The 23,121-nt window shown below is 32.0% G+C and carries 8 protein-coding genes; 7 read left to right on the top strand and 1 reads right to left on the bottom strand.

Annotation, left to right across the window (positions count from 1 at the left end; all coding sequences use genetic code 11):
• Nucleotides 1-40: 40 nt before the first annotated feature.
• On the bottom strand, nt 41-853 hold the full coding sequence (locus tag BMY86_RS09420) for a purine-nucleoside phosphorylase (protein WP_091468186.1): 813 nt from the start codon (nt 851-853) through the stop codon (nt 41-43).
• 299 nt (nt 854-1,152) lie between these two features.
• Here BMY86_RS09420 and BMY86_RS09415 point away from each other — a divergent pair, with 299 nt between their 5' ends.
• The 7 genes from BMY86_RS09415 to BMY86_RS09385 form a co-directional block, all read left to right on the top strand.
• The gene (locus BMY86_RS09415; RefSeq protein ID WP_091468181.1) at nt 1,153-2,724 is read left to right on the top strand and encodes a helix-turn-helix transcriptional regulator; all 1,572 of its coding nucleotides are present in this window, start codon (nt 1,153-1,155) and stop codon (nt 2,722-2,724) included.
• Nucleotides 2,721-3,884 carry a tetratricopeptide repeat protein gene (locus tag BMY86_RS09410; RefSeq protein ID WP_091468178.1) on the top strand — a complete coding sequence of 388 codons (1,164 nt, stop codon included), beginning with the start codon at nt 2,721-2,723 and terminating at the stop codon, nt 3,882-3,884. The genes BMY86_RS09415 and BMY86_RS09410 overlap by 4 nt, the downstream gene beginning before the upstream one ends.
• 153 nt (nt 3,885-4,037) lie before the next feature.
• The gene (locus tag BMY86_RS09405) at nt 4,038-10,442 is read left to right on the top strand and encodes a T9SS type A sorting domain-containing protein (protein WP_177177158.1); all 6,405 of its coding nucleotides are present in this window, start codon (nt 4,038-4,040) and stop codon (nt 10,440-10,442) included.
• A gap of 76 nt (nt 10,443-10,518) precedes the next feature.
• Nucleotides 10,519-17,655: a choice-of-anchor J domain-containing protein gene (locus BMY86_RS09400; RefSeq protein WP_091468171.1), complete on the top strand. Its 7,137-nt coding sequence runs from the start codon at nt 10,519-10,521 to the stop codon at nt 17,653-17,655.
• A 124-nt stretch (nt 17,656-17,779) separates the two neighbouring features.
• On the top strand, nt 17,780-18,715 hold the full coding sequence (locus tag BMY86_RS09395; protein WP_091468694.1) for a PorP/SprF family type IX secretion system membrane protein: 936 nt from the start codon (nt 17,780-17,782) through the stop codon (nt 18,713-18,715).
• 17 nt (nt 18,716-18,732) lie between these two features.
• Entirely contained in the window at nt 18,733-20,604 is a 1,872-nt protein-coding gene (locus BMY86_RS09390) for an OmpA family protein (RefSeq protein WP_091468168.1), read from the top strand.
• 100 nt (nt 20,605-20,704) lie between these two features.
• On the top strand, nt 20,705-23,121 hold a 2,417-nt coding region (locus tag BMY86_RS09385), incomplete at its 3' end, for a beta strand repeat-containing protein (protein ID WP_394332572.1).

Here is a 23,121-nt window from a genome sequence, read left to right as displayed (position 1 = left end):
AAAAAAACCTGTAAGAGTCACTTACAGGTTTTTTTAATGATTAATAATTGATAATCAATTCTTTAATAAGCGCTCTAACTTTTGGTTCAGCCATTTTTGCAGCTTTTAAAACCTCTTCATGAGATACTTCTACAATATTGTTTTCAGTTCCCATATCAGTTATTACAGATATTCCAAAAGTCTCTAAATTCATATGACGAGCAACAATTACTTCCGGAACGGTACTCATTCCAACACAATCGCCACCAATATTTTTAATCATTTTATATTCTGAAAGAGTTTCGTACGTTGGACCTTGTAAGGCAATATATACACCTTCTTCCACTTCAATATTCAATTTTTGAGCAATTTCTTTTACTTTTTTAATCATTTTTAAGCTGTATGGTTCGCTCATATTAACAAATCGTGGCCCTAATCGATCGTCATTAAAACCTCTTAAAGGATGTTCTGGTAACATATTTACATGATCTTTAATTAATACAATCGAACCAACTTTGTAATTTGAATTTACACCTCCAGAAGCATTAGAAACAATTAATTTTGAAATGCCTAATTGTTTCATAACTCGAATGGGAAAGGTCACTTCTTTCATGTTGTAACCTTCATAATAATGAAATCGACCTTGCATTGCAACAACTTTTTTATTGTTAATGGTTCCGAATATTAATGCGCCTTTATGACCAGAAACTGTTGAAACAGGAAAGTTTGGAATTTCAGAATAGGGTAGTGTAAATTCAATATTTATATCATCTACAAAATTACCTAATCCAGAGCCTAAAACGACACCAAATTCGGGGTTGAAATTTGTTTTTTTGATGATGTATTCACAGGTTTCGTATATTTGATTGAGCATAATTTTAGGTTTAAAATATTAATTTGTTTGAATAAAAGTACTATCAAATTTACAAAAAAATCGAATAGAATAAACTTAAAAGGAGATCATATTAAGGTAAAATTAAAGACTAATTTTAAGTAGAAAAATTCTTATTTTTTACACTTGCATTGAAGTATTAAATAACTTATTTTTATCGTTTTAAATAATTAAACAAAATAAATGCAACTTGTTACCATTTATGGTTTTTTTTCATACATTTAAAGAATATATTTGTTGCATAGAATTTTTTTTTAAAATTTGTCATTAAGAGTAGTAGTATGGTGAAAAAAAAACTTAAAAGTAAAACGATTTATACATTAATTTTCGGATTAATAAGTATATCGAGTTTTGCGCAAAATTCAATTCAGAAGCTTAATTTAGATAAAGAAGTGGAAGAATTGATGTATTCTAATCCCAACCAAGCTATAATAATTGCTCAACATTTACTTAATAACCCAACTACATCTGACGAAAATAAAGCAAAAGTTAATTTATTAATTGCTAAAGCTTATTTAGCAAAAGGCGATTTGAGTTCTTCATTAAAATCATTATTTGAAGAAAAAAGGTTAAATCAATATCTGTCTATTTCAGATAAAGCTGAAGTTGAGCTTATTAAGTCGACTATCTTACGAAATTTATACTTATACAAAGAATCTGAATCAGAAATTAAAAATTGTGATTTATTAATTCAAAATAATAAAGGAAATATTACATCAGATGCAACTGCTTTTTTATTGATAGAGAAGGCGAAACATTTGATGTTATTAGAAAAAATTGATGATGCGATTAACGTTTTAGAAGGAATTAAGTTAAATGCAAACTCTAAATCAGAAGTAAAACTTTGGAAAACGATAACTCTAGGAAAACTGTATTTAGAAAAGAAAAATCTAAAACTTTCTAAGGAAAATTATAATCAAGCTGTTCAAATTTCAGAGCAATCTAATCCTGTTAATTTATTTGCTAAAACGCATGCTTTAGTCGGATTAACATCCATTTACTTTTTAGAAAAAAACCATTCTAAAGTAAAAGAATTACTAGATGAATCTTTAAAAAATGCTGAAATACTTACAAATATCTCTTTAAAGAGAACAATTGTAAGTCAGCAGATTGCCAATTATTTAGCATTAAATGATGCGACAAATTATCAATTAACTAACAAAGATTTCAATAAAATCAATCATGAGGCAGATGTTGCAGAAGAAGATGCAACAAACGTAGCTTATAATTTATTAAGCGACGAATATGCTGCTGATTTTGAAGAAGATAAAAGTGTTTATTATAATGCTTTATATGTAAGTATTGGATTGTTTTCTATTGTTATTTTATTGGGTGCGTTTTATTGGTGGCGTAATTTTCAAAGAAAGAAAAACTTAGATGAAATCATTCGTTATCTGGAAATTACAAGAAATAATTTAATTAATCCGGTACAAGAAAAAGAAACTATTGTTAAAGAATTAAATAAACGAATTCATATTCCTAATGAAACTGAAAAAGGCATTTTAGCGAAATTGAAACGTTTTGAAACTACTACAAAATTTACCAATAAAGACATTTCTTTAGCGGTATTAGCTGGTCAGTTTGATACTAATACTAAATATTTATCTGAAGTTATCAATGCCAATTATAATATGAATTTCAATAAGTATATCAATACTTTACGAATCAATTATTTGGTAGATAAGTTAAAATCGGATCCTAATTATATGAATTATAAAATCAGTTATTTAGCTGAAGATTGTGGTTTTGCATCACACAGTAGCTTTGCAACGGTTTTTAAATCGATTACGGGAATTTCTCCTATTACTTTTATCGAGTTATTAAAAGAAGAAAAACAAGCTATTGCGATATGATAGGAGTATATTTACATAAGAAAATAGTAGTTTTTACCCTAACGATTTTTATTGCATTAGGAAGTAGTTTCTTTGCAAATGCTCAAAGAAATAAGGCTTTTGATAAAAGAATTAAAGACGGAACTTTAATGATGTATGATGATCCAGATGCGGCAATTCGTATTGGTAATCAAGTTGTTAAAGATGCAAAAGACAATGTAGATTATAAAATTAGAGCCTTTAAATTAATTTCTGATGCTTATTCGTCTAAAAGAGATTATGAAAAATCATTAGAATACGTAATTAAAGCAAATCAATTATTGCATTTAACCAAAGACGATTTACTTAAGATATTGATTGTTAATAAGATGGGGATTCAATACCATCAGCTTAAAATTTACGATAAATCGATACAATATCTAGATCAAGCTGAACAATTGATGTTAAATCATCCAGTAAAAGATTCTATTTTGTATTATTTGGGATCGAATTATGTAGTTCGAGGATTTATTTATAAAGAGAAATTAAACTGTAATATAGCCATTGAATATTTCGATAAAGGGGTCAGTAAATTAATTGCTTCTAAGTCAAAATTAGCCTTTTCAGCTATTAGTATTGCTAAATACAATAAAGGAAATTGTTACTTGTTATTAGAAGATAATCCAAAAGCAAAAGAAAACTTTTTATTGGCAATTAGTTATGCTAAAAAGGTAAATGCCAAGAGTTTACATGCATTTGCATTAAAAGGATTAGCTCAAGTATTTACTTTTGATGGGAAGTATAATGAAGCTGTTAATTCACTACAAGAAGCCATAACTATTTCTAAAAATGTTAATGATTTAATTTTAAATCAAGAAATATACAAAGGGCTTTCAGACAATTACTTAGCTTTAAATAACTGGGATAAATACAAAGAATTCCATTTTAAATATTTATCGACTCGTAAACTTATCAAAGAAAGAGAACGTAAAACTATTAGCGACTCATTATTAGAGAAAAAATCGGAGTTAAAAGATAAATATGATGAATCAATAAACAAGTTTTATTTTGTATATATTTTCATAATAATTTTAATTATCGGAGTTATTTTGTTTGTATTACATCGTATAAAAAGGTCTAAAAAGGACATAGAATTACTACAAAATAAGATAAATTTACTTCAAAACCCGAAAAACGTATAGTTCGTCGATTTTTTTCTTTACTGCCTTAATAATCAAGCTTTTATTCGTATATTTAACTTTCTAAATTCAGTAATTTTGAAAGAGTAGGATAATTATAATAGGAATTAATATATATAATTTTACCTCACTAACGTCAAACCAAAAGTTATGATTATGAATGAAAAATTACTAAGCGTTAAAGTATTTAATTGCTTTGAATCAAGATTACAATCCAATTGGCTTTTCAGCACGGTATTGGTTTTGTTTCTTTTTTGCTTTTCAAACGAATTGTATTCTCAAACTACTTTAATTAATCCTGCCACAGATGGAGGTTTTAATTTAGGGAATACTTTTGCAGCGAACGGATGGACAGTTGCCAATGAAGGTACAGGGCCGATTAAGTGGTATTTAGGTACTGCTGCATCTGGAACTACTTCAGTAGGTGATACAACATCTGGTTCTACAACAGTAACATTATTAGCACCAAATGCTAATATTTCAATTGGACAAATTGTGTATGGAACAAATATTCCAACCAATACTTTTGTTCAAAACATTGTAGGTACAACATTAACTTTATCTCAAAATGCTTCAGGAACAGCTTCTGGTGTTACACTAGGATTTGGAAGATATGCAGGTGGAATTAGTGTTAATGCTTCTCAGTTAACAACAGCAACTATTAGTGCTAATACTTACTCACTAACTTTAGCTGCAGCTAATCCTAACATTTCTGTTGGTATGGCTATTGCACCTATTGCTGGTATTATTGATGTAAATACATATGTTGCTAGTATTAATGGTACTGCTTTAGGTTTATCTAAAGCAACTATCAATGGTAGTGCTGTAGGTACAGCTCAAAATTTAGCATTTACAGCTACTTCAGCTGCCATAAACGGTAATGCAGCTTATATTACAAATAACAATGGTATTTCTTATTCATATGCTGGTTCTCCTGCAACAAGAACAGTTTATTTCTACAAAGATGTAACAGTTCCTTCAGCAGAAAAAGCAATGACATTAACTTTTGATGTAAAATCTGATCCTAATTCAGGAGCAGGTTGGCAAGTTTGGGTTGCTCCAGTAACACAAACTGTAACTGGAACGAATACTCAAGTAACAACTTCTGGTACTTATGGAGTAAATTGGCCAGGTGCAACATTAATTTCTTTTAATGCAGGAGCACAAGTTGCTACTACAAAAACAACTGCATTTATTCCAAAATCATTTGCTGGAACTAGTTTTAGATTAATTTTTGCTTGGACAAATACTGCTGCTGCAGGATCACTTCCTCCAGCTGCAATTGATAATATTTCTCTTGTATCTAGAATTCCAGAAGAGATTACATGTGCTCATTCTGGGTTATGGTCTCAACCTTCAACATGGGATAATGGTTTAGTACCAACACCAGCTGATGGTGCGGTAATCGATAACGATGGAGAAATTGTGATGATTGATTCTAGATATTCAGGATGTGAAGATTTAATTTTAGCAGGTACGAATACTTTAATTCAATTTGCAACAAGTACAGTAATTGATGAATTTACAGTAAATAACGATATTAATCTTGCAGCTTCAGGTTCTAGATTTAATAATCATGATGGTACAAACGGAAAATACTTGAAATTAGGTCATAATTTCGACGTAGGTGCTGGTGCTAGATTTGATAGTAGCTTTGGTTCTACAACAGCTTATCAGGGAAGACTTGCTTTAATTGGATCTACAGTACAAACTATTTCAGTAGATCCAGCAGGTTTTGTTGGTGGATCAATTGCAGGTACTAATGCTTTTGGAAATCGTGCTGGTGTTTTAAACCAGTTAGAAGTTAATAATACAGCTACTGCAACTCCAAATGTTGTTTGGAATGTAAACGGGGTGAGAATTAATGGAGGGTTATTATTAACAAATGGTAGAGTAAATATTACTTCAGGTAATAGATTAGTCTTAGGAAACTTTGGTTCTATTCTAGGTTCAAATTTTGTTTGTCCTACTGGAAATGGATTTACAAACGGAACTGTTTCTAAATGGATTTCTGCTTCAAACACAAGAGATGTACAACCAGGTTCTGAATATCCAGGAACGGATAATAACTACAAACCATTTTGGTTTCCTTTTGTTAGTGCAAATGGTTTAGATAGATCAATGTATTTATTACCTGATGCTACTCCTGCAACTTCAGGTGAAGTAGCAGTTACTTATTCAGATTCAAATACAGTAACAGGTAGCCTTTCTATAACAGATGGTGCTTATACTATTAACAAAAGATATAATGGAAATTGGGCTTTCTCAACTCCAGAATCTTCTTCAAATGCTTCGTCAATTATTTATGCTCCTAATGCAACTACAAATACAAATAGAGTAGGAGTTTATGCTAGTGGTGCTTATGAAGCTTTAGACGGATCTTCTAGATTAATGAATTTATCAGCTGCTTTAGCTGGAACTCATCAAGTAGGAACAACTCAACCTTTCATTTTTAGAAAAGATTTAACGATACCTAACTTAACTGCAGCGCCAGTTTATGTTGGAGTTAATGATGCTTCAAGTGTAAATACATCAACAGCAATTGTTTCTGCTGCTTCAGGAGATTGGAATTCTGCTTCAACTTGGGTTGGATCAGTTGTACCAACATGTACTGATGTAGTTAAAATTGCTAACGGTCATAATGTAACAGTTACAACTACTGCAAATGCTGCAGGTGTAATTATTAATAAAGGTGGTACTTTAACTAACAATGCTGGTGCTACAACTATGACAGTTGGTTGTACAAATAACAATGCTGCATTTAACAATTATGGTACACATACAATGACTGCAGGAATCCTTAAAGTTAATGGATATGTAGCTCATAAAACAGGAAGTATTTTCAATCAAACTGGTGGAGATATTGTTATTGATAGTAATAATAATGGTGATGCAGCTACATCAGTAGCTTTTGGTGGTACTTCTTGTAAAATTGAAACTTCTGATTTAGATTTAACAGGTGGAAAAATTACCATCGTTGACCCATTAGTAAATATTGGTACTCCAATTTCTGGAACTTCAATTTCAAATTATACTTTAAATACAGAAGGTGCTTCAGGTACTTTTACATATAACGGAGCTATTACTGGTACTACAGCTACTATGGCTACGGGAACATATAATTTATTTGAGGTTGGACAAACAATTTCTGGTCATGCAAATATTTTACCAGGTACAACAATTACTGCAATTACAGTAGGGTTTGTAGGTAGTCCACCTCCAGTAACTTTAACTTTATCTCAAGCGGTTTCTGCGCCAGTTCCAGCTGCCACTCCATTATCTTTTTCTTCAATGAAAAACGGAGTGCAATCAGTAGTATTGGAAGCAAATGCTAATAATGCGAATTTAGCTGTTGGACAAGGAGTTTCAGGTAACGGAATTCAACCAGGTACAACAATTACAAATTTATTATTTGCAGGGTTATCTACAAATTTCAGATGTAAAGTAACTTTATCTTCTCCTGTTTCAGGATTAGCAACTTCTCCAATTACAGCTCCAGAAACATTAACTTTTTCAGCTGTCACAGTAGGTGCTAATACTACAATTTTAACTGCAGCAAATCCGAATATAGTTGCGGGTATGCCAGTTTCAGGTGCTGGAATTTTACCGGGTACTTTTGTAGCTGATGTAAATGGTACTAAAGTAACTTTCTCTGAACCAATTCAATCGGGTGCACCAACACCTTTAGTATTGAATTTCTATCCTTTCAATACACTTTCTAGTGGTTCATTTATTTACTCATCTGCAAATCATTATGCAGCTGGATTAAATCATACATTACAAATTGGTGATGGAGTATCAACTCAAAATTCATCAATTATCACTAACGGATTCAATTGTCAATTCCAAGCATTAGGTGGTTTATTATCATTAGGTAATTTAACTGTTGATGCTCCAAATGGTGCTGACAGATTTATGAATGTTGGTAGTAACAATATCAATAATGCATACAATATGAATGTTCAAAATGCATTAACAATTACTGCAGGAAGTTCATTCAGAAAAACGTTTGCAAATGCAATTGTTTATGTTGGAGGAAACATTATTAATAATGGTTCGTTTAATTTACCAGTTGCAGGTACTTCATTATATTTAGGTAACTTTATTAATGGTACAGCTGTTCCATCAACTATTCCTCAAACTATTTCAGGTTCTGGAACGTATCTTGCTAATCAATATTCTCTAACTTCAGGTTATGATGCTTATGTTGTAAATGGTTTAACAATCAATAATACAAGTGTTGGTGGAGTAACAATTAATGTTCCAAATTTTAGAGTAAACAGTGTTACCTTAACTAATGGTGTTGTTCATACTTCTGCTGCTTTCCCACTTTATTGTGGAGTACCAGATGTTATGAATCCAAGTTTTAACAGTGGTGCTTTTTCTGGAGGAAATGCTACATCATATTTTGATGGACCAATTGTTTATGCCAATAAATTTGACGCTACAATTACTAACTATAGATTATTCCCAGTTGGTAAAAACGGAAAATTCCTTCCAATTTCAATTGCTTCTACAGGTGGAGTAGAATTGATGGTTGAAGCTTTTGATTCCAATGCTGGTACTGTTAATGCTACAAATGCATCTAATTTAAGTTCAACAAGATGGAAAGCTACTAGAGTAGGAGCTTTAGGTAATTTTACAGGATACAATGTAAGAATTGGAGATGCACAACTTACTTCTTCAAATATTATTGTACATTCTGCAACAGAAAATGGAGTTTATGATATTGTTTCTACGCCTACTTCTGCAATGACATTCAATGCTGGAACTCCAAATACAATGAATTTAACAACAGCACAAACTGGTGGTTTCTTAGGTAACTTCTCTTATTCGGAAGGAGTAGCTTGTTCAGGTACACCAACTCCTGGAGCTACAATAGCTTCTTCAGTTTCTGTTTGTTTAGGACAATCTATTACGTTAAGTTTAGCTTCTGCAACTACAGGTTCTGGAGTTACGTATCAATGGCAAAGTTCTATCAATGGTGGAACAACTTGGACAGATATTTCAAGTGCAACATCTTCAACATTAGTTATTACACCAACAAGAAATACTTCTTACCAATGTATTGTTACTTGTTCTTCAAATTCAGGTACCTCTACACCAGTTTTAGTTTCAACTTCTGCACCAGTAGTAACTGGAACAGATGACACTTTATGTCCAGGAGAAACAGCTAATTTAGTAGCTAATGGTGCAGCAGTTATTAATTGGTATGATGCGGAAATTAATGGAAATTTAGTAACAACTGGTACAACATATAATCCAACTGTTACTTCAACTACAACTTATTATGTTTCTTCTGAAAGTGTTTCTACTGGTTCAGTAAATACTTTAGCATATCTAGGTTCTTCAGTTTCTTCTGCTTTATTTAAAGGTATTGCTTTTGATGTAACTAATAAATTAAAATTAAAAACAGTAACAGTTTATCCTAAAAATACTGCTGCTTTAACACCAATTACAATTACTTTATATGATGCTAATGGTAACATCGTAGCAGGTACATCTCCAGTTACTTTTATTCCAACTTTAGTAACAGGAACTGTAGGATCTACTTCTCAAGTTGTTAATTTAAATTATAACATTCCTCCAGGAACAGGTTATAGATTATTAGCTACTAATGGATTAATTGGAACATCTAACACTTTAGGTAATAGTACTGCTACAATTACTTATCCAACTGCAGGTCCGTTACGTTTAACAGGAAATGTTTCAGCTTTAAGTGATGCAATTGTTACAACTTCAAATACTACTAACTGTTTCCATAATTTAACATTTGATGAAATTTGTGAATCTGTAAGAATACCAGTTACTGCAACAGTTATTAATGTTCCGAATCCTATTGCTAGTGCAACTGCTCAACCAACTTGTTCAGTGGCAACAGGAACAATTGAAGTAACTGCTCCAACAGGTGCTAATTTAGAATATAGTATTGATGGTACTAACTATCAAACAAGTACAACTTTCACAGGAGTTACATCAGGAACGTACAATGTAACTGTTAAAAATACAGTTGCTGGTTGTATTTCAAGTGCTGCTTCAGTTACAATTAACGTTGCACCAACAACTCCACCAACACCAACTGGAGCTTCAAATCAAGTTTTAAATGGTGGTGTAGCATCTGATGTAACTATTGAAGATATCGTAGTATCAGGTACAGGAATTATTTGGTATCCATCTGCTTTAGATGCTACAAATAATACTAATGCAATTTTACCAGGAACAGTTTTAACTGACAATACTACTTATTATGCAGTTTCAACAAATGGTACTTGTACAAGTTCTGCTTTAGCAGTTACAGTTACAGTTGTATTAGGAAATGAAAATTTCGATTTAACTCAATTAAATTTCTATCCAAATCCAGTACAAAACAAATTAAATATCACTGCTAAAGATGTAATTTCTAAAGTAGAAGTATTCAATATTATTGGACAAAAAGTTAAAGTAATAAACACTAATTCAAATGAAATACAAATTGATTTAAGTGATTTAAATACTGAAACTTATTTAGTAAAAGTTTATTCTGAACAAAATGTTCAAAACTTTAAAGTAATCAAGAAATAAGTAATATAGTAAGTGGGGCAATATTCTATTGCCTCACTTATTTTTCTCAATCTCTATAATTTTTAAATACTTAAAAATGCAAAAAAAGGTATCAATTTTAAAGAAAATATTTTCTTCAAAGTTTATTTCTCAAAAGAGAAGAAGCTTTGAAGCAAGTATTTTAATGCTATTTTCATTTGGATTATTTTCAAATGCTGCATTTGCACAATTTCCAACATTAGAAAATTTTAATAGTGGAATACCTGCTACATGGTTGATTGATAGTAATCCTGTTGTTACAAACAACTGGGCTCCTACAACAGCTACTGGAGGATATTTAAGTACTCCAGGTGCAGTAGTAAATCCTTCATTAAATAATACTGTAGGAACTACTGCTGAATACTTTTTAATAACACCTCAATTTACTACTCCTCAAGTTACTGAAGTTCGCTTTTTTACAAAACAAGGAAGTTTTGTGAATAGAGGAACAACTTTCGAGTTAAGATTATCAACTGCTGCACAGCCAACACTTGCTAGTTTTAACGTTTTATTACAATCTTGGACTGAAGCAAATTTAAATGTTTCAGCAACTACATGGGAAGAAAAAATAGTTACTCTTCCAGACCTTCCTGCAGGTGTTCCAGTACACATTGCTTTTGTGGCTGTTACGAATCAAGTTGCGGGTAATTCAAATACAGTAGGGGACAGTTGGTTTGTAGATAATATCAGAGTTATTGAAAGCTGTGCTAAAGTTACAGGTATCAATTCTACTATGTCTGCAAATAGTGCATTAATTAACTGGACACATCCTACAGCTACAAATTTTGAAATTCAGATTGTTGCAGATAATGCAGGTATTGCCGCTTCTGGTACTCCTGTTTCTGGAACAACTTTTAATACTACAACATTAACTAACGGAAACCCATTAGTTGATGGAACAAATTATGATGTTTATATCAAAACAGTTTGTGATGCTTCAACTGCCAGTTTATGGGCAGGACCATTCAATATACAAACCTCAATACTTGGTTTAAATTGTGGTTCTCCTGTTGTAATTCCTTCGAATGTATCTACAACACCATATGTTTTAAACTCAAATTTAGCCAATTATTTTTCTGCAACTGATTATACGGCATATACTACAATTGGATCAAACTGTTTTCCAAATAGTACAAGTAATCAATTATCTGGAAATCACTTATTCTTTTCATATACTCCAACAACAACAGGTTTAATTAATATTAAACAAACAGTTACTAATGTATCTGGTGGTGGAACGAATGCATGTTACAATGCTTCTTCAAGTATTACGGTATTTAATGGTTGTGCAAATGTTGGTGTAAGTTGTATGGCTTCTACTTTGACTCAAACTAGTGGTGCAAATTATGGTACTTGGGTTGGTCAAATTGACGATTTTTATGTAGTGGGAGGTCAAACATATATTATTGTTATGTCGTCGCCATATCCATATTCTTCAAACGCAAGTATATGTTTTAATTTTGTTGTTAGTGGTGCAACGTGTCCAGCGCCTTCGCCATCTGGATCTACTTATAATAATTTAACTCAAACAAGTGCTAATTTTTCTTGGGCTAACGTTGGGAATTTAGTAAGTGAATGGCAATATGTTGCTTTACCTGTTTCTGCTGGAGCACCAACTGGTTCAACAACTTTATTAAACACCCTTACAAATACAAATAATCCTTCAGGAGTTTTAACTCCAGCTACAGATTATAATTTATATGTTCGTTCAGTTTGTGGTGGTACTCCAGGTCCTTGGGCTGCTCCATTAGCTTTTAGAACACCATGTAACATTGTTCCATTACCATATTATGCCCCTTTTAACGAAGCAACACTTAATGATGCTTGTTGGTCTCAAATCAATTTAAATAATGATGCCGACTTCTTTAGCATTGGTGGAACTGCACTAGGTGGTCCGAATGGTACTGTAGCAAAATTACGTGTTAGTAATGCATTAAATAATACAAACGATATTTTAATTTCTCCAACATTTCATTTAGACGGAGTTACTCAAAAAAGATTACGTTTTAAATATAATAATTACGGAAACTGGGGATCAAGCGCTAATAATCCTATTGGTGGACCATGTTCTTTTGAAATTAAAATGTCTACAACAGGTATTGGTGCTCAAAGTTTTACAACTACAATCGTTCCTTTAGCACAATACTCTACTGGTTATAATTTTGTGGAAATGACAGTTCCACTACCAAATATTACTGGGGATATCAATCTTGCTTGGATTTTACCAGCAGGAGCTCAACAAACAGGAGTTCAGTTTTATCTGGATGATGTTTATGTTGAAGATTTACCAGCATGTTCTGAACCAAGTTATCCTGTGGTAACTCCAGGTTCTATTACGACGAATTCTGTTAATGTTTCTTGGACTAATGGATACAACAACACACAATGGCAATTAGTAGCACAGCCTTTAGGTTCTGGTGTTCCAACAGGAACTTTTGTACCTGGGGCTGTTGTGAACATTGTTAACACAAATCCATATACCATAACAGGATTAAATCCTTCTACTCAATATGAGTTTTATATGAGAGCTTATTGTAATGCTGTAGATCAAAGTATCTGGGTAGGACCAATAAACTTTAATACTTTATGTATTGCTCAAAATTTACCATATTATGAAAGTTTAGACAATACAGATCCAACAACTAAAAAGTTTTGTTGGTCTACTAATAATGCTAACGGAGATGTAGCTAAATGGACTATCGATGCTACTGAAGCAAGAATTTGGCCTCAACCAACTAACATGTTTACACCATTTTCTTCTTATGATGATTGGTTAATAACTGTTCCTGTAAATGCTGTTGGCGTTAAAAGATTACGTTTTGATTATAGAGTTGTAACTTCACCATTTTTCCCAACTCCAAGAGGAAATTTTGAAGTGTTAATGTCTTCAACTCCTAATTTTTCAACATATACTGTATTGATTCCTTCACATGATTTTACAAATAATGATTATGCTCAGGATACAGTATTGTTTACAGGTACTGGAACAACTTATATTGCTTTCAGATTACCTCCAAATATGCAAAACCCTTCTGATACAGGTATTGTAATGATTGATAATGTAATTATCGATGATGCACCACCTTGTCCGAATCCAATAGCTTTAACAGCTTCTAATATTGCTCAAACAACTGCAACTTTAAGTTGGACTGCAGGTTATGCTGAAACTCAATGGCAAATTGTAGTACAAGAAAATGGAACTGGAATCCCAACAGGTTCTGGGACTACTGTAAATGGTACTCCAACTTATAATGTTACAAATTTATTACCGGATACAGCATATGAGTATTATGTTAGAGCTATTTGTGCAACTGATAATAGTACTTGGGTTGGACCATTTAAATTTAGAACAACATGTAATGCAATTCCAACTCCATTTATCGAAACATTCGATTCAAATACTACAACTGAAACATGTTGGACTATCGTAAATGCAAATGGTGATGGAAATGATTGGAATTTAAATCAAACTGTAAACCCAATTGGTGGTGACCAAATGGCTGCTTTATTTACAGGTATGAATGGTGCAAATAATGATTGGTTAATTTCTCCAACATTATCTGCTCATGCCGGACAAAGATTACGTTTCTTCTATAAAACTTATAGTAGCGATTTTGAAGAAGATTTAAAAGTTATGCTTTCTGTAAATGGAGTAGCAACTAATCAATTCAATACTATTTTATATGAAAATAATAAAGTAATTCCAACGGATGCTACAGGTACTGTTGCAGGTACAAATACTATTACAATGACTTCTACAAATGGAGTTTTAATTGGTGATAGAGTTGATATTCCAGGTTGGGTTATACCTTATGCTTCAACTGTTACTGCTATTAATGGAAATACTATTACTATTTCTGCAAATGCGGTTGTAACTGCTGCAGGTCCATTAAATGTAACTTTCGTTCATGAAGTAATTAACAATACAACGGTAAGAGAAAAAGTTATTAATTTAACTGGTATTACTGGTAATACTAATATTAATATTGGATTCCATACTCCGTTTTTCCCACCAAATCCTTGGAATTATAGAGGTCAATTTACATTTATTGACAATGTTATTGTAGAAGATATCCCTGCTTGTCCTTCAGTAATTAATGTTTCATCAACTAATATTATTGATACTTCTGTACAGGTTAATTGGGAATCAACTGGTTCTGAAACTTCATGGGAAATTTCATTACAACCTTTTGGAACACCAGCGCCGGTAGGAAATACTTTACCAGCTTATTTATATACAACAACAACTCATCCATTTACTATTAATGGATTAACGCCTGCTACAAAATATCATTATTATGTAAGAGCTATTTGTAGTGGAACTTCTCAAAGTACTTGGGTTGGACCATTCGAATTTACTACTCGTTGTGATTTTGCAAATGTTTGTGAATATACTATTTCAACAATTAGCGGAAACACAGGACAAGTTACACAAAGTGTAAATGTAATGCAAAATGGAGTAGTGGTTCAAGAATTAGAGTTTCCAGGTTTCGGACAAACAATTATTGATTATCCAGTATTCTTATGTTCTGGTGTAGAATTCAATTTATATTGGGACGGAATGGGAAGTGGATTACAATATTCACAAGCTCAAATTATTGTTAAAGATCAAACAGGAACTGTGGTTTGGACAAGTCCATTAGGATTAGGTACCGTTAACACAAATATTTATACTGGTTTCGCTAGTTGTGGAACTATTACTTGTCCGACACCTACAAACTTAACAGTTAGTAATCAAGGTGTATTAAGCTGGACACCCGGTGGTTCAGAAACTCAATGGGAAGTATTTATTCAACCATTGAATAATGGAACGTTACCACAATCAGGTCAAATTGTAAATTCACCAACATATACTCCAGTAGCAACTGATTTCGTAAATGGAACTGCTGGTACTTATGAATATTTTGTTCGTGCAATTTGTAGTAATACGAATAAAAGTTACTGGTTCGGACCAAAAACATTTATTAGAAATGACGAAGCTTCAACTGCTTTAAGATTAATTCCTAATACAGGTTCAAATTGTCAAGTTTCAGGAGTTGATGCAACTTTCATTGGAGCAACACCATCTACGACACCAACATCTTGTTCTGGTGTGAATGGAGGAGATATTTGGTACGATTTTGTTGCAACTTCAAGAGTTCATATTATTGAATTAAGCGATTTTGCTCCTGGAAGTTATTATGATTCATCATATGAAGGTCCATGGCCAAAAATTATTATGTCACTTTATGAGGTACAAACTGATGGTTCTTTAGTTGAAAAAGGATGTAGTGATAATAATTCTTTCGTAACAACATATTCAAATGAATTAGTTGTTGGAAAAACTTATAAAATCAGATTAAAATTAAATGATGTAATTACAAATAATAAAACATTCCACATTTGTATTACTACTCCAACAGATTTATGTGATATGGATGCATTTAATTATGATTTTGAAAAATTACCAATGCAATTTGTAACAGGAGTAAGTACTATTATTGATGATGCAGTTGTACCAGGATGGAAGACAAATACAGATTGGGGAACAATGTTCTTCCATGAAGGATCAAATTCAACGGGTGGTTTATCACCATATTCTGGAGGTCAGTGTATTCAATTAGTTCAAGATAATACTTCTTTATGGAATCCATCAGATCCAAATATTAAAGGATTATATAAAGATTTTGATACTTCAGAAATTATCAAAATGGATTATAGCTTTGCATCTGCTACAAGATCAAATGGAACAACAGTTGAATTATGGGCAGGTCCTGTTAATGGTCCGTTCACACTTGTAACTGAAGATTTTGCAAACAGTACAAATTGGGATTTCATTCAAGGAACTTATAATGTACCAACAGGTCAAAATACAACACGCTTTATTTTCCGTACAAGAGGATATGCAATTGGTCATCTTTTAGATGCAGCTAATTTTAAAGCAAATACAGATGTATTAACGGCTGATACAACTTTAGATTGTACTCAATCTAGCATGAATGTAGAAGCAATTGGAGTTGGACAATGGGTTGCAGGGGCTTCAAATCCTTCTGTAGCAACAATTGTTAATCCAACAAGTATGACAACAGCTATTAATGGAATTGATACTCCTGGAGTTTATACATTTATTTGGAAAACTCGCTACTGTGAAAAACCAGTAACAATTACGCGTTTAGGAGTTACTGAGGTTCCAACTGTTGTTTCACCAGTAACTTATTGTACTTCGCAAACAGCTACTGCATTAACTGCAACTGCACCATCTGGTTATACTTTAATTTGGTATACAGTACCAGTTAATGGTACAGGTGATGTAAATGCTCCAGTTCCATCAACAACAACTGCTGGTACAACAACATATTATGTTGCATTAGTAAATGGATTAGGATGTGTAGGACCAAGAGTTCCAATTGATGTAATTGTAAATCAATTAATCACTCCAGAAGTTCAATTTGCATATGATAATACTGTTTATTGCGCAAATGGAGCGAATCCAGTATTGGTTCCTGCTAATGGATTTACATCAGGTGGTACATTTAGTGCAACACCTTCTGGATTATCAATTAATGCTTCAACAGGAGCCATTAATTTACTTGGAAGTGCAGTTGGAAATTATGTAATCAATTATAACCTTCCAGCGAATGGATGTGTGGATAGTGGTTCATCTTCTACTAACATTAGTATCGTAAATGAAGCAACATTTGCTATTGAGAATGTTTGTGAAAACCAAATGATGATATTAAATGTAGTTCCAACAAATGGATCAGACTTATCTAATGTTGATTATACTTGGCAAGATGATAATGGAGGATTTATTGGAAATAATACTTCACAATTTAATGTAAGTGAATATTTAACTCAAAATCCTACTTTAACATTCCCATTAACTTTTACAGTTATTGTTGATTCTGAAGGATGTTTAAATTCTGAACAAATTACAATTGACGGAAACAGTTGCGGAATGATACCAAAAGGAATTTCTCCTAACGGTGATGGTGATAACGATACTTTTGATTTAACAGGTTTAGGTGTAAAAGAATTAACTATTGTTAATCGTTATGGAATGAAAGTATTTTCTTTCAGTGGAAATTATACCAATCAATTCGCAGGAAGTACTAATGATGGTAAACACTTACCAGACGGAACATACTTCTACAGCATAAGATTTGAAAATGGAAAAGCTGTTACAGGTTGGGTTTATGTAATTAGACAATATTAAATAGTTGGTTAAGTATCAGTCTGTTTAAATTTATTTAAGCAGGCTGATTTTAAACTTTACACTTAAAATTATGAAACTTTTATTTACAAGAGATTTCATATTCCAATTAAAAGAAAATTTATATATGAAAAATAAAATAATAGCAATTGTAATTATTTCCTTATTTGCCTTTAAATTACAAGCGCAACAAGATCCGCATTATACACAATATATGTATAATATGAATGTAATGAATCCAGCTTATGCAGGTTCTAAAGAAAATCTATCTATTGGATTATTATACAGACAACAATGGGTTAATGTAGAAGGAGCACCAGAATCGGCAACTTTATCTGTACATAGTCCAGTTGGAAAAAATGTGGGATTAGGTATTTCTGCAATTTCAGATAAAATCGGACCAGTAGAAGAAAATAACATTTATGGAGATTTTTCATATACTCTAAATTTAGGTAATGATAACAAGTTAGCTTTTGGTTTAAAATCGGGTTTAACTTTTCATAAAGTAGGATTATACAGTGAAATTGGAAACGGATTTGTACCACAACCAAATGATGTTGCTTTTAGAGAAAATTCGAGCAATGTTTATTTTAATATTGGATCGGGATTATTTTATTATACTAAGAAATATTATGTTGCGGCTTCTGTTCCAAATATGTTAGAAGCTAAACATTTAGTGTTGAAAGAAGATGGTAAAGAATACCAATTTGGTAGTGATAAACAACACTTTTTTGTTACTGGAGGGTATGTATTTGATCTTTCTCAAAATACAAAATTTAAACCATCATTTATGGCTAAATCAGCATTTAACTCACCAATCTCAGTTGATTTATCTGCAAATGCTTTATTTTATGAGAAATTTGAAGCAGGTTTAACCTATCGATTAGAAGATTCATTTGGAGCGATGGTTAATTTTGCAATTACTCCAAGTTTAAGAATTGGTTATGCTTATGATCATATCGTTTCAGATTTAAATGTTACTACACCAGCATCACATGAGTTTATGTTGTTGTTCGATTTGAATTCGATGAAAAAAGTATCAGTTTCACCTAGATTTTTCTAAAAATAACATTGAAAATAATGAAAAAAACATATATCACATTAGGATTAATTCTTTTATCAGGAATTGCAGTATCTCAAAATACAGCTGTTCAAAAAGCCAATCAACTTTTTGAATCGTATCAATATGTAGGTGCAATTGAATCTTATCTTCAAGCAATTAATAATAAACAAGGCAATCAGCAAGTTTATCAAAATTTAGCTGATAGTTATTATCATATTTATAATACTACTGAAGCTGCAAAATGGTATGAAAAAGCCATGCAAGGTGATGTTAATCCTGAGTCGATTTTTAAATATGCACAAGTATTAAAATCTTTAGGGAAATATGCAGAAGCAAATGTTCAAATGAATAAATTTTCAAATTTGCTTCCCAACGATGTTAGAGCTAAAGAATTTAATAAAAACCAAAATTATAAAACTACTTTAGATAATGCAAAGGCATTATTTACTGTAACAAATACCAATATCGCTGCTAATAAAAGCAATGATTTCGGACCAGTTTTAACAAATAACAATGAGTTATATTTTGTAAGTACAAGAAATACAACTAAAGTTGATAAATGGTCTAATGTACCTTATATCGATATATTTAGAGCTACTAAAAATGATGATGGAACTTTTTCTAAAGCTGAAGAAGTGAAAGAATTAAATTCGGCTTTTCACGACGGACCAGTAGCTATTAGCGATGATGGAAATACTATGTTTTTTGCTCGTGACGGTCACAGTACAAAAATGTATGAAAAAGATACTAAAAACAATGTAAAAGTTGGGCAATTAGGAATTTACAGAGCTATAAAAGTTAACGGAAAATGGGAAATAAAAGAAGCGTTACCTGTAAATAGTACATCTTATTCGGTAAGTCACCCAAGTTTAAGTAAAGATGGTAAAACGTTATATTTTACTTCAAATATGCCAGGTGGAATTGGAGAATCTGATATCTGGAAGATTGCAATTACAGAAAATGGATACGGTAAACCTGAAAATTTAGGTACAAAAGTTAATACGCCATCTCGAGAAGCATTTCCATTTATTTCAGATGGAAACGAATTATACTTTGCTTCAACAGGTTGGCCAGGTTTAGGAGGATTAGATGTTTTTAAAATTGATTTAAATAAAACTTCAAGTTCAATTATTAATGTTGGTAAACCGGTTAATACAGAAAATGATGACTTTTCATTTAGTTTTAATTCAAAACAAAAAGTTGCATTTTTTGCTTCTAATAGAAATGGAACTGATGCCATTTTTCAAGCATCTCCAATTTGTGGTACAGATTTAATTCCATTCATTACTGATTCTAAAACAGGTAAAGCAATTGAAAATGCAACGGTTACTATCTTAAATGATAAAAATGAAGTGGTTAGTACTTTAGAAACAAATAATTTAGGTAAAACATTATATCAAATGAATTGTGATAATTCCTATTCGATTCAAGTTTCTGCTTTAAATTATCAAAAAGTTAGTTATCCAATTAGTAGATCTAGTGAAAGTCAATTAGAATTACCAATTCAATTAGTACCAAATGAAATCATTATAACGGATAAAGAAGTACTTTTAGGTGATGTTTATTTCGAATTTGATAAATCTAATATTACGCCTTCTGGAGCAATTCAGTTAGATAAATTAGTTACTATCATGAATGAAAATCCATCAATGGTAATTGCTGTTAAATCACATACCGATTCAAAAGGTAATGCAAAATATAATTTAAAATTATCTGAGCAACGTGCTCAATCAACGGTTCAATACTTAATTTCAAGAGGAATTAAAAAAGAACGAATTTCAGGTAAAGGTTTCGGAAATACTGAACCTAAAATTAAATGTGGCGGAAACTGTACTGATGAAGAAAATGCAATCAACAGACGTTCTGAATTTATTATAATGAAGAAATAAGATTGATATACTTATTCTTTTATTCAAAATATATTAAAGATAAAAGGAATAACTAATCTTATTTTTTAAGATTAGTTATTCCAATTTAAAGAAAACCCAAATGAAACGATTAAAAACGCTTATTTTATTTTTATTTATCACAACTGTACTTTATGCACAACAACCTAATGATTGTGTAAATGCAATTACAATTTGTGGAAATGGAACCTTTAGTTCTAATTCATCCGGTATAGGTACTATTCAGGAAGTAGCTGGATGTAGTGGAATGGAACATAATTCTATTTGGATAAAAATAAATATTGTAAATGGAGGAACGCTAGGTTTTAATTTAATTCCTACAAATCCAGCATTGGTAGTAGATTATGATTTTTGGGTTTACGGACCAAATAAACCTTGTAATAGTTTAGGTTCACCGATTAGATGTTGTACTACAAATCCACTAATGGCTGGACTTACCAGTAATGTAACAGGAATGGCTGCCACTCCTTTAACTACAACTGCAGGACCAGGAGCAAATGGTACTGGATTTGTTCGTTGGTTAAATGTATTACCAGGTGAATCTTATTATATTGCTATAGATAGACCAGTTGGAGATGGAGGATTTCAATTACAATGGACAGGAACAGCAATGGATACTGGTGGCGCTTTTGCCGTGCCTCCAACTGCTAATTCTATTGGTGAAATTAAATCATGTAGTGTTACACCAAACGTTGGAATTTTCGATTTAAATAGTTTACGACCACAAATAAATCCTGATTTAGTAAACAATACAATTACTTTTCATACAAATATTGCTGATGCAACAGATGGAACATCACCTTTGCCAAATTTATATGGTAATACTTCTAATCCGCAAACTATTTATGCACGCGTTAGAAATAATTTTTCAGGGTGTTTTACAATTACTAGTTTTCAGTTAAAAGTTTATCAAGTTCCTAATGCTTCTGTTACAACACCTACACCAACTATTTGTCCAAATAACAATGGAATTGTAACATTTAATGGAACTCCAAATTCAATTATCGAATATAATATTAATAATGGTACTACTCAAACTGCAACTTTAGATGCAACTGGAGTATTTCAAATTATTTCACCATTAACTGTTACTACAACATATAAATTAATTCAAGTTAAAATTGTAGATAGCTCTAATGCAACTCTTTGTAATCAAGTTATAAATTCATCTGTTACGATAACTGTTTCAGCTCCACCAGCACCAACTGTTTCTAATAATGGGACAATTTGTTCTGATGGTGTTCAAACGTTAACGTTCAATGGATTAGCAAATGCAATAATAAATTATACAATTAATGGTGGTGCTAATCAAACTGTTATTTTAGACAATACGGGTCAACAACAAGTAAATTTATCAGGGTTAACTCCAGGTAATTATACCGTTTTAATAACTAGTATTACGGATTCAAATCCACCAAATTGTACTTCTAATGTGAACGTTACAAGTACATTTACAGTTCAAGACGTATTATTTGCTGATATTGCTGTAAATAATGCTGCAGTTTGTTCTGGATCTTCTGTAGTAGTTACATTTACTGGAACACCAAATACAACAGTAACTTACAAAGTTAATGGAGGTGCTGATCAAACAATATTATTAAACAATTCTGGTACAGCTAGTATTACTACAGCAGCATTAGTATCAAATCAAACCTATCAATTAGTAAATGTTTTTACTGTTACTCCAAATTGTACCAAATTAGAAAATGATTCGGTAACAATTACTATAGTAGCACAACCAACAGTAACTAGTTTTACAGGAACTACATCAATTTGTAATGGTTCATCTACGAATTTAAATTTTACAGGTACTGCTAATGCAACTGTTACATTTACGGACGGAGTAACTAATTATTCAGTTCTTTTAGATGGTTCAGGAAATGGATCTTTTTCTGTTTCTCCAACTGTAACAACAACTTATAGTTTGGTAAATATTGTAATTAATACAACTCCAGTTTGTTCAAATACTGCATCTGGAAATGTAACTATTACTGTTAACACACCTCCACAAGCCGGAACAGACGGTTCAACTACAGTTTGTGAAACAAGCACTACAGCCATTGATTTATTCTCATTAATCACAGGAGAACAAGCCGGTGGTGTTTGGACAAGAACAGGTGGTTCAGGTGGAGTGTTTAATGCAGCAGCGGGTACATTTACACCAGCAGTTGGCGCTTCAAACTCAACTTTTGAATATACTTTAACAGGAGCAGCACCATGTGTGAACGACTTTAGTGTGGCTTCTGTAACAATTAACCCACAACCAATTGCAGGAACGGATGGCGCAACTACAGTTTGTGAAACAAGTACTGCGGTTATTGATTTATTCTCACTAATTACAGGTGAACAAGCCGGTGGTGTTTGGACAAGATCTTTAGGAACAGGAGGAACGTTTGATGCTACTGCGGGAACATTTATCCCAGCAGTTGGAGCTTCTTCAATCAATACTTTTACATATACTTTAACAGGAGTAGCACCATGTATCAATGATGCAAGTGT

Source organism: Flavobacterium urocaniciphilum (assembly GCF_900110615.1).
GTDB lineage: Bacteria > Bacteroidota > Bacteroidia > Flavobacteriales > Flavobacteriaceae > Flavobacterium > Flavobacterium urocaniciphilum.
This window is presented reverse-complemented; position numbering and strand designations above follow the sequence as displayed.